The 9,585-nt window shown below is 69.8% G+C and carries 12 protein-coding genes; 4 read left to right on the top strand and 8 right to left on the bottom strand.

The window, feature by feature from the left end:
* The coding region (locus VM306_RS36895; protein WP_325523351.1) for a HAMP domain-containing protein at positions 1 to 467 on the bottom strand (467 nt) is incomplete at its 3' end.
* On the bottom strand, positions 464 to 1,123 hold the full coding sequence (locus tag VM306_RS36900; protein WP_325523353.1) for a response regulator transcription factor: 660 nt from the start codon (positions 1,121 to 1,123) through the stop codon (positions 464 to 466). The genes VM306_RS36900 and VM306_RS36895, both read right to left, overlap by 4 nt.
* A gap of 88 nt (positions 1,124 to 1,211) precedes the next feature.
* Here VM306_RS36900 and VM306_RS36905 point away from each other — a divergent pair, with 88 nt between their 5' ends.
* The 3 genes from VM306_RS36905 to VM306_RS36915 are packed head-to-tail and all read left to right on the top strand — an operon-like array spanning position 1,212 to position 3,399.
* The gene (locus VM306_RS36905; RefSeq protein ID WP_325523355.1) at positions 1,212 to 1,703 is read left to right on the top strand and encodes a hypothetical protein; all 492 of its coding nucleotides are present in this window, start codon (positions 1,212 to 1,214) and stop codon (positions 1,701 to 1,703) included.
* An 8-nt stretch (positions 1,704 to 1,711) separates the two neighbouring features.
* Positions 1,712 to 2,752 carry a peptidoglycan-binding domain-containing protein gene (locus VM306_RS36910; protein WP_325523357.1) on the top strand — a complete coding sequence of 347 codons (1,041 nt, stop codon included), beginning with the start codon at positions 1,712 to 1,714 and terminating at the stop codon, positions 2,750 to 2,752.
* The gene (locus VM306_RS36915) at positions 2,749 to 3,399 is read left to right on the top strand and encodes an ABC transporter ATP-binding protein (protein ID WP_325523359.1); all 651 of its coding nucleotides are present in this window, start codon (positions 2,749 to 2,751) and stop codon (positions 3,397 to 3,399) included. The genes VM306_RS36910 and VM306_RS36915 overlap by 4 nt, the downstream gene beginning before the upstream one ends.
* A 6-nt stretch (positions 3,400 to 3,405) precedes the next feature.
* On the opposite strand, the gene VM306_RS36920 is transcribed toward VM306_RS36915, so the two are convergent.
* Positions 3,406 to 3,783, bottom strand: a complete 378-nt coding sequence (locus VM306_RS36920; protein WP_325523371.1) for a zinc ribbon domain-containing protein — start codon at positions 3,781 to 3,783, stop codon at positions 3,406 to 3,408.
* A gap of 53 nt (positions 3,784 to 3,836) precedes the next feature.
* On the opposite strand from VM306_RS36920, the gene VM306_RS36925 reads away from it, so the two are divergent.
* Entirely contained in the window at positions 3,837 to 4,949 is a 1,113-nt protein-coding gene (locus VM306_RS36925; protein WP_325523373.1) for an ABC transporter permease, read from the top strand.
* A 60-nt stretch (positions 4,950 to 5,009) separates the two neighbouring features.
* Here the strand turns inward: VM306_RS36925 and serC are convergent, their stop codons facing one another.
* The 5 genes from serC to VM306_RS36950 all read right to left on the bottom strand — a co-directional run bounded on the left by serC (position 5,010) and on the right by VM306_RS36950 (position 9,506).
* Complete coding sequence (gene serC, locus VM306_RS36930) at positions 5,010 to 6,137, bottom strand: phosphoserine transaminase (protein ID WP_325523361.1); 1,128 nt, start codon at positions 6,135 to 6,137, stop codon at positions 5,010 to 5,012.
* Between the two features lie 114 nt (positions 6,138 to 6,251).
* A complete protein-coding gene (locus VM306_RS36935; RefSeq protein ID WP_325523363.1) occupies positions 6,252 to 6,854 on the bottom strand; it encodes a response regulator transcription factor in 603 nt (200 codons plus the stop codon).
* Positions 6,851 to 7,906: a sensor histidine kinase gene (locus tag VM306_RS36940; RefSeq protein WP_325523365.1), complete on the bottom strand. Its 1,056-nt coding sequence runs from the start codon at positions 7,904 to 7,906 to the stop codon at positions 6,851 to 6,853. Before VM306_RS36940 ends, VM306_RS36935 begins: the two co-directional genes overlap by 4 nt.
* Positions 7,885 to 8,685, bottom strand: coding sequence for an ABC transporter permease (locus VM306_RS36945; protein ID WP_325523367.1), 801 nt, complete (start codon positions 8,683 to 8,685; stop codon positions 7,885 to 7,887). Before VM306_RS36945 ends, VM306_RS36940 begins: the two co-directional genes overlap by 22 nt.
* Positions 8,682 to 9,506, bottom strand: coding sequence for an ABC transporter ATP-binding protein (locus VM306_RS36950; protein ID WP_325523369.1), 825 nt, complete (start codon positions 9,504 to 9,506; stop codon positions 8,682 to 8,684). The genes VM306_RS36945 and VM306_RS36950 overlap by 4 nt, the downstream gene beginning before the upstream one ends.
* Between the last annotated feature and the right edge of the window lie 79 nt (positions 9,507 to 9,585).

Raw genomic sequence — 9,585 nt, forward strand, 5'->3', positions numbered from 1 at the left:
GCGAGCCGGTCGAGCATGCCGTCGAAGGTGTCCGCGAGCTCCTTGAGCTCGTCCGGCGGCCCGTCCAGCTCGATGCGCTGGTCCAGGCGTTCCGCCTCCAGCCGGTGCGCGGTCGTGGTGATCGAGTGCAGCGGCGCCAGCACCCGTCCCGCCACGACCCAGCCGAGCCAGACGGCGAGCACCGCTGCCACCAGCAGCGCGATGATCGACTGCCACAGGACCGTGTTCATCGTGTCCGCCGCGAAGTCGGCGCCTCTGACCACGAGGGTGTCGGCGGGCAGCTCCGCGGCCTCGATCGTCGCGTAGTCCCGGTACGTCGTCACGTCGGCCGGGATGGCCTGGGCGACCGCGATGCCCTTGAGCGGCATCCACTCGGCGAGCAGCCAGTAGTTGAGCCCGATCAGCGCGACGCCCGCGATCAGGAACACCCCGGCGTACCAGGCCGTCAGCCTGGTCCGCAGCGTCATGAGCCGAACCTGTAGCCGGCGCCGGGCACGGTCTCGATGACCTGCGGCGCGCCCAGCTTGCGGCGCAGCGTCATCACCGCCACCCGCACGGCGTTGGTGAACGGGTCGGCGTGCTCGTCCCAGGCCTTCTCCAGCAGCTCCTCCGCGCTCACGACGGTGCCCTCCGCCCGCATCAGCACCTCCAGCACCGCGAACTCCTTGGGCGAGAGCGGCAGGAACCTGCCGCCGCGCGTCGCCTGGTGCCGCGGCAGGTCCAGCGTCACGCCCGCGCGTTCGAGGACCGGCGGCAACGCGGGACGGGACCGGCGGCCCAGCGCCTGCACCCGCGCCACCAGCTCGGCGAACGCGAACGGCTTGGTCAGGTAGTCGTCGGCGCCGAGCCCGAGGCCCGCCACCCGGTCGTCCACCTCGGCCGCCGCCGTCAGCATCAGCACCCGCGCCTCGCCGCCCGACGCCTGGACCGCCTTGCACACGTCGTCGCCGTGCACGAACGGCAGGTCGCGGTCGAGCACCACGACGTCGTACGCGTGCACACCGACGCGTTCCATCGCCGCCTCGCCGTCGTAGCAGACGTCCACCGCCATCGAGAACCTGCGAAGCCCCTCGGCGATCGTGTCCGCGAGCAGCTGTTCGTCCTCGACCACCAGCACACGCATGACGCCATCTTCCGCGAACGGGGCATAAGCGCCCGATAAGGACTTTCGCTTAACGGCGTCGAATGGCCACCTCCGTAGACCTGTCGCCATGAAACCCACCATCGCAGTGTTGCTGGGCCTGCTCCTGGCGCTCACCGCCTGCGGGTCGAAGGACCAGCCCGCCGACGCGAAGAAGGACGAGAAGGGCGACATGGTCCAGTTCGCCAAGTGCATGCGGGAGAACGGCATCGACATGCCGGACCCGAAGCAGGACGAGAACGGCGGCGTGATGATCCAGGCCATGCCCGCCGACGCGGCTCCCGACATGGAGAAGATGAACGCCGCCCACGAGGCGTGCAAGCAGCACCTGCCCAACGGCGGCGAGTTCAAGCCGCCGTCGCCGGAGGAGCAGGACAAGATGCGCCGGCAGGCGAAGTGCATGCGCGACAGGGGCTACAACTGGCCCGACCCGGAGTTCGACGGCGGCGGCCCCTCCGAGGCCCAGGAACTGCCCGACATGGAGGACGACAAGGTCAAGCAGGACATGAAGGACTGCGGCATGGGTGACGGCGGCATGGTCGCTGTGAGGCCCGCCGGATGAAGCGCCGCGTGAACAGGAAGCTCCTCATCGCCGCGCTCGTCGCCGCCGTGGTGCTCGGCACCGGCGGGGCCGTGGTCCTCACGAGGGTCGCGTCCAACCAGGCCGGCGCCGCACCGCTGAAGAACGACCCGTCGAAGACGGCACAGGTGAAGAAGACGAACCTGGCCGACCAGCAGTCGGTGACCGGCCAGCTCGGCTTCGGTGCCGAACGAGGCCTGACCGGCCGCAAAGGCGGCACGATCACCGGGCTGCCGGCTCAGGGCGCCGTCATCGACCAGGGCAAACCGGTGTACTACGCGGACGCCGGGCCGGTGCCGCTGTTCTACGGCCAGATGCCGCTCTACCGCGACCTCGGGCAGGGCATGTCGAACGGCCCGGACGTCAAGGTGGTGGAGGAGAACCTCGCCGCACTGGGGTTCGGGGACTTCGGCGCCCCCGACGACAGGTTCACCTACTACACGGCCACCGCGCTGAAGAAGTGGCAGAAGGCCAACGGCCTGGAGCAGACCGGAAAGCTCGGCACCGGCGACGTGGTCGTCCAGCCGGGAGCGGTGCGCGTGTCGTCGCTCACCGCCCAGCTCGGCGCACCCGCCGGCGGCGACCTGATGAAGGTCACCGGCACCGAACGCGCGGTGACCGTCGAGCTGGAGCAGTCCAAGCAGCGCCTCGCCAAGCAGGGCGAGAAGGTCGAGCTGTCGATCTCCGGCGGCAAGCCCGCCACCGGCACCATCACCGGCATCACCCGCACCGCGGGCGACCCGAACCAGGGCCAGAAGCCGAAGATCGTGCTGACGATCTCCGTCGACGACCCCAAGGCCGCCGAGGGCGTCGACACCGGCAGCGTCACCGCGCTGTTCACGGTCTCGAAGAAGCAGAACGTCCTCGCGGTGCCGATCGGCGCCCTGCTCGCGTTGAACGAGGGCGGCTACGGCCTGGTCACCGACGACGGCAGGACCATCCCGGTCACCGTCGGCATCTTCGCCAAGGGCCAGGTCGAGGTGCAGGGAGAAGGCCTGCGCGAGGGCATGAAGGTGGTGACCACCGAGTGATCACCGTCGACCACGCGAGCCGCACGTACCCCGGCGGCGTGCAGGCGCTGCGCGACGTGTCCCTGACCGTCGGGGGCGGGGAGATGCTCGCGATCGTGGGCCCGTCCGGCTCGGGGAAGTCGACGCTGCTGCACCTGATGGGCACGCTCGACAAGCCGACCACCGGCAAGGTCGAGATCGACGGCCACGACGTGTCGTCGTTGTCGGACAACGCTTTGTCGGCACTGCGAGCCCGCACGATCGGCTTCGTCTTCCAGCAGTTCTTCCTCACCGACGGCCTGTCGGCGATCGAGAACGTGGCCTCCGGCCTCGTCTACGCCGGCGTGCCGCGCTCGAAGCGCCGTTCGATGGCGATGTCCGCTCTGGACAGGGTCGGCCTGATCCACCGCGCACTGCACAAGCCGCACGAACTGTCCGGCGGCGAACGCCAGCGGGTCGCGATCGCACGTGCCGTGGTGAACACGCCGGGAATCCTGCTGGCCGACGAGCCGACGGGGAACCTGGACACGAAGAACGGCGCGGGCGTGCTGGAGCTGTTGGAAAGCCTCAACTCCGACGGCACGACGATCGTGATGATCACGCACGACCGGGACATCGCGGCGTGGGCGCCGCGCCGCGTCGAGGTCCGCGACGGGGTGATCGTGTGACTTCGATCATGCACCGAGCCTCACGGCGTCGGGTTCCTGTTTCAAGGCCGATCGCGGAAAGGAGGACCCTTGCCGTCTGACATCAGCTCCGCAGGCATCGCCCGGAGCTTCCCGGGCTACGGCTCGACCAGCCGCAAGGATGTTCTTCGCCGCGTTGAGGTCCCGGTCGTGCCGGGTGCGGCAGGCCGGGCACGTCCAGTGCCGGGCCGATCGGCACTGATGGCGGGCGTGGCCCCGCGGTCTTCTCGCGAGGTGCCCTGGGTCGGTGACCTGAACACCGTTCTCTCGAAACGACGTACGCCTGTTTTCATCGCGGTAACGGCGAGTCCGTTCGTCCAGCGTCCTGTTCCACGCCAGACGGACACGTCCGAAGATGCGCGACAGGCTCCTGGAAGGAGGCTGTCGTGATCGACCTCCTCAGGCTCGGGTTCTTCGGCATGCGGACCCGCCCCATCCGAGCCGTTCTCTCCGCGCTGGGCATCGCGATCGGCATCGCCGCGGTGGTGGCGGTCGTCGGCATCCCGGCCTCCAGCGCGGCGGCGCTCAAGGACAAGATGTCCAGGCTGGGCACCAACCTCCTGACCGCCGCGCCCGGCCAGGACTTCTTCGGCGCGGACGCCAAGCTGCCCGAGACCGCGGTGCCGATGGCCAAGCGGATCGGTGCCGTGTCGTCCGCCAGCGCCACGGGCAAGATCAGCGCGAGCGTCCGCAAGAACGACCTCGTGCCGTCGAGCGACACGCTCGGCCTGCAGGTGCAGGCGGCGGAGCAGGACCTGCTGAAGGTGCTGAAGGCCGAGGTCCGCGCCGGTCGCTGGCTGTCGCCCGGCGAGAAGTCCGTGGTGCTCGGGGGGACCGCGGCGTCGCGGCTGGGCGTGGACGGGCCCGGTGCGCAGCTGTGGATCGACGGCCAGTGGTTCACCGTGGTCGGCATCCTCGGGCCGTTGCCGCTGTCGCCGGAGATCGACCGGTCCGCGCTGGTCGGGTGGGAGGCGGCGAAGGAGGCGTTCGGGTTCGAGGGGAACGCGAACACCGTCTACGTGCGCACCAGCGAGGACCAGGTCGAGAACGTCCGCAACCTGCTCGGGCCGACGTTGAACCCGCAGAAGTCCAACGAGGTCAAGGTGTCCAGGCCGTCCGATGCGCTGGAGGCGCAGCAGCTGGCGGAGAGCTCCTACAACGCGTTGTTCCTCGGTTTGGGCGGGGTCGCGTTGCTGGTGGGTGGTGTCGGCGTGGCGAACACGATGGTGATCTCGGTGCTGGAACGGCGCAGGGAGATCGGTCTGCGGCGGGCGCTCGGGGCGACCCGGCGGCAGATCCGGTGGCAGTTCCTCACCGAGTCGGTGCTGCTGTCCGGCCTCGGCGGACTGGTCGGTGTGATCGTCGGAATCGCGGTCACGGCGGGGTACTCGATCAGCCAGCAGTGGCCCGCGGCGCTGCCGTGGCCGGCCCTCCTCGGGGGAGTGGGGTCGGCGATCCTCATCGGCGCCGTCGCCGGTGTCTACCCGGCGGTGCGGGCGGCGCGTCAGTCGCCCACGGAAGCACTCGCCTGAGAAAGCCCTGGGGCGCACCGAGAAGTTCCGCGGTGCGCCCCAGGTTGCTGCTGCCGGAGGTCAGAGCTGGCCGACGACCCAGTCGACCGCCTGCGTCAGGATCGTGACGTCGTCCGGCTCGATGGCCGGGAACATCGCGACGCGGAGCTGGTTCTTGCCGAGCTTGCGGTACGGCTCGACGTCCACGATGCCGTTGGCGCGCAACACCTTCGCGACCACGGCCGCGTCCACGTCGTCGCTGAAGTTGATCGTGCCGACGACCTGCGAGCGGTCGGCGGCCTTCTCGACGTACGGCGTGGTGTACGCGGTCTTCTCGGCCCAGGTGTACAGGCGGTCGCTCGAGTCCTTGGTGCGCGCGACGGCCCAGTCGAGGCCGCCGTTGCCGTTGATCCAGTCGATCTGGTGCGCCAGCAGGAAGAGCGTGGCGACCGACGGCGTGTTGTACGTCTGGTCCTTGGTGGAGTTGTCGATCGCGGTCGGCAGCGACAGGAACTCCGGCACCCAGCGGTCCTTGAGCTCCTCGACGCGGGCGAGCGCGGCCGGCGACATCAGCGCGAGCCACAGGCCGCCGTCCGAGGCGAACGACTTCTGCGGCGCGAAGTAGTAGACGTCGAAGTTCTCGGCCTTGACCGGCAGACCGCCGGCGCCGGACGTGGCGTCGATCGCGATCAGCGCGTCACCGGAGCCCTCGATGCGGGTCACGGGCATCGCGACACCGGTCGAGGTCTCGTTCTGCGCCCAGCCGACCAGGTCGGCGCCCTCGGCGTAGAAGAGCTCGGGCGCGGTGCCCGGCTCGGCCTTGGTGACCAGGGAGTCCTTCAGGAACGGCGCGGTCTGCGTGACCTTCGCGAACTTCGAGGAGAACTCGCCGTTGGTGAAGTGCTGCGCGGTCTCGCGGACCAGCCCGAACGACGCCGCGTCCCAGAACGCCGTGGTGCCGCCGTTGCCGAGCACGACCTCGTAGCCGTCGGGGAGCCCGAAGAGCTCGCGCAGTCCGGAGCGGACGCGGCCGACGAGGTTCTTGACGGGCTTCTGCCGGTGAGACGTGCCGAGCAGCGCGGCACCCTCGGACGCGAGGGCCTGCACGGCCTCGGGACGCACCTTGGACGGTCCACAGCCGAAGCGGCCGTCGGACGGCTTGAGCTCGGCGGGAAGCACCAACGAGGTCGGATCGGCGGTCTGGGTCATGTGGTCACGCCTCCGGGGCGATTGACGAGCTTCAGGGACCTGTGACCGGCGCCGTTGCCGGAGTTCACAGTGTTGCAGGCGGGTGGCCGGGAGATGTCAGGCGGGTGTCCTGGGTCACTGCAGCATCCCCCGGCCGAGCGCGGTGGTGACCGCCGCGGTGCGGTCGGAGACGCCCAGCTTGTTGAACACCCGCAGCAGGTGGGTTTTCACGGTCGCCTCCGAGATGAACAGCGCCCGTCCGATCTCGCCGTTCGACAGACCCTTCGCGACCAGGCGCAACACCTCCGCCTCCCGTGCGGACAGCGGTGGTGTGCGGACCTGCCCGACGACCTTCGCGACCATCGACGGCGCCAGCACCGTCTCGCCGCGCGACGCCGCGCGGATCGCCGCGATCAGGTCCTCGGTCGTCGAGTCCTTCAGCAGGTAGCCGGACGCGCCCGCCTCGACCGCGCGGAGAATGTCCGAATCGGTCTCGTACGTCGTCAGCACCAGCACCCGCGGGCCGGTTCCGGCGATCTTCGCGGTCGCGGCCACGCCGTCCATCTCGGGCATGCGCAGGTCCATCAGGACGACGTCCGGCTTCAGCAGGGCGGCCTTCTCCACCGCCTCCTGACCCGATCCCGCGTCGCCGACGACCTCCAGGTCCTCGGCGACGAGCATCCCGCGCAGGCCCTGGCGCACCACCGGGTGGTCGTCCACCAGCAGGATCCTGATCACAGCGGCACCTCCACCAGCACCGACGCACCCTCGTCGTTGGACAGGGACAGCGTGCCACCCACCTGTTCCAGCCTCGCGCGCATGCCCCGCAGGCCGAAGCCCTCGGGCGCGTCGCCGAACCCGCGTCCGTCGTCGCGCACCTCCAGCGACACCCCGTCGGAGTCGAACCGCATCACCACGTCCACCCGTGACGCCCCTGAATGTCTCGTCACGTTGTTGAGCGCCTCTTGAGCGGTCCTCAACAGCACCACGTCGACCGAGGTGGCCAGCGGCACGGCGTCGCCGATCACCCGGAACGTCGACGGCAGCGAGGCCCCGGACACCAGCCGCCGCAGCGCGTCCTCCAGCGAGGAACCGTCCAAAGGGGACGGTGCGGTGGAGGCGACCAGGGCCCGTGCCTCGCGGAGGTTCTCGCGTGCCGTCCGCAACGCCAGGTCGACGTCCGGCTGCGCGGCCTGCAGCAGCGTGATGATCGACGTGAAGCCCTGCGCCAGCGTGTCGTGGATCTCCGCCGACCACCGGGCCCGTTCGGCCTCGATGGTCAGCGCCTCGATGCGTTCCAGCAGCTCACCGCGTTGCTTGTTCTGCTGCGCGATCCGGCTCACCGCCCAGCCGAACGCCTGGGAGAAGCCCACGATCAGCAGCGCCGCCGGCCACGGCAGCGCGGGATCGGCGCCGGCGAGCCAGGTGAGGATCTGCGGGGTGAACACGAAGACCACCATCGGCCCGAACGCCCACCCGACGGGCAGCACCATGTAGATCTGCGGCACCAGGCCGAACAGCGCGAACGTGGCGTTGCCGGTCAGCCAGACCGCGGGGGCCCACAGGGCCAGCGACCCGGCCGCGTAGACGAAGCCGTGCCAGTCCTCGGTCCCGCCCCTGATCAGCCTGTTGCCGAACGCGAGGAACCACACGCCGTTCAGGACGAGCAACCCCGCCGCCGACACCCGGTCGGCGAGGGGGTTGGCGTCCAGCAGGACCAGCGCGATCGTGGTGACCTGGGTGAGCCCGAAGAGCACGTACCAGGTCGTCAGTTGCTGGTGTTGCTCCACCTGAACGTCCTGCTGACGAGTGCCAGGCCCACGATCGTCCACGCGCCCAGCACCAGCGCGATCCTGCCGAGCTCCCATGATCCCGCCGCCTCCATGACCGCGTAGCCGTCGTCCAGTGCGAACACCGAGCGGAAACCCTGACACACCCACTTGAGCGGGAAGAGCGAACCCGTCACGCGCAGGGACTCCGGCAGCGCCGCCTGGCTGATGAAGACACCCGAGAGGAACTGCAACACGATGTACGGCAGGTTCAGCACGCCCGCCGCGTTCCGGGTGGACCTGGCGATCGAGCTGAGCGCGACACCGATCAACGAGCACGAGATGACGCCGAGCACGAACACCCAGCCGAACGTGAACCACTTCGCGGCGGTCGACGGCAGCGCGACGTCGAACCGCAGCATCGCGACGACCATCAGCAGCACGGCCTCGAACAGGCTCGACACGAAGACCAGGATGATCTTGCCGATGAAGTAGGACGTGAACGGCATCGGCGTGCCGCGCAGGCGCTTGAGCGTGCCGTCCTCGCGGTCGGCCACCACGCTCATGCCGAGTCCGACGAACGACGTCGAGATGATGCCGGCGCCGATCATGCTGGCCGCGAACATCTGGCCCTGCGCGGCCTCGTGCACGTAGACGGTGCCGAGCAGCAGCATCAGGATCGCGGGCAGCGACACCGTGAAGATGAGGTTTTCCTTCTGCCGGAAGAACTCCCGCAGCTCGGTCGCACCCCTCGAGAGACCGAGCGACAGGGTTCCGGGCAGAGCCACCGCGGTGGTCATTTGATCAGCTCCAGGTAGACGTCTTCCAGCGACGGACGGGTGACGGTGAGCTCGGCCAGCTCGCCGTGGCGGGACAGCTCGGCGATGGTCTTGGTGGGCTCGGAGGTCCGGATCTCGGTGTAGCCGCGGTCGGACATCCACCGGACCGTGGCGTCGGCGTGCGCGCGCCCACCGAGCGTCTGCGGCGTGCCCTCGGCCACGATCCGCCCCCCGGCGAGCACGGCCACGCGGTCGGCGAGCGCCTCGGCCTCGTCGAGGTAGTGCGTGGTCAGCAGGATCGTGGTGCCCTCGGCCGCCAGCAGCTTGATGAGCCCCCAGAACTGGCGGCGCGCCTCGGGGTCGAACCCCGTCGTCGGCTCGTCGAGGAACATGAGCTCGGGCCGCCCGATGATGCCGAGCGCCACGTCGAGCCGCCGCCGCTGCCCACCGGACAACGTGCCGACGCGGGACTTCGCCTTCGCGGTGAGCCCGACGAGGCCGATGACCTCTTCCGGGTCACGCGGGTCGCCGTAGTACTTCGCGTAGTGCTGGACGGCTTCGCGCACCGTCAGCGTCGCGGCGTCCGTCGCGCTCTGCAGGACGATGCCGAGCTTCGAGCGCCACTGCCTGCCGCCCTTGGCAGGGTCCACCCCCAGCACGCTGACCTCGCCCCCGTCGCGGTCCCGGTGCCCCTCCAGGATCTCGACGCTCGTGGTCTTGCCGGCCCCGTTCGGGCCGAGGACGGCGAACACCTCGCCGCGAGCGACGTCGAGGTCCACCCCTGCCACCGCCTGGTGGCCCTTGTAGGCCTTCGTCAGGCCCCTCACTCGAATCGCGTTCATGGGGTGAATCCTGCGGTTTCGACCCCGTCGCGCGGGACGACCACATCGGTGACCCCGGCTGTCAACCGGTCGGTGGACA

This window comes from Lentzea sp. (assembly GCF_035525475.1).
Classification (GTDB): Bacteria; Actinomycetota; Actinomycetes; order Mycobacteriales; family Pseudonocardiaceae; genus Lentzea.

What these genes read in the sequence shown, in the direction of transcription:
- VM306_RS36900 (WP_325523353.1), bottom strand. Translation starts at nt 1,123, where the DNA reads ATGCGTGTGCTGGTGGTCGAGGACGAACAGCTGCTCGCGGACACGATC.
- VM306_RS36905 (WP_325523355.1), top strand. Translation starts at nt 1,212, where the DNA reads ATGAAACCCACCATCGCAGTGTTGCTGGGCCTGCTCCTGGCGCTCACC.
- VM306_RS36925 (WP_325523373.1), top strand. Translation starts at nt 3,837, where the DNA reads ATGCGGACCCGCCCCATCCGAGCCGTTCTCTCCGCGCTGGGCATCGCG.
- serC (WP_325523361.1), bottom strand. Translation starts at nt 6,137, where the DNA reads ATGACCCAGACCGCCGATCCGACCTCGTTGGTGCTTCCCGCCGAGCTC.
- VM306_RS36945 (WP_325523367.1), bottom strand. Translation starts at nt 8,685, where the DNA reads ATGACCACCGCGGTGGCTCTGCCCGGAACCCTGTCGCTCGGTCTCTCG.
- VM306_RS36950 (WP_325523369.1), bottom strand. Translation starts at nt 9,506, where the DNA reads ATGAACGCGATTCGAGTGAGGGGCCTGACGAAGGCCTACAAGGGCCAC.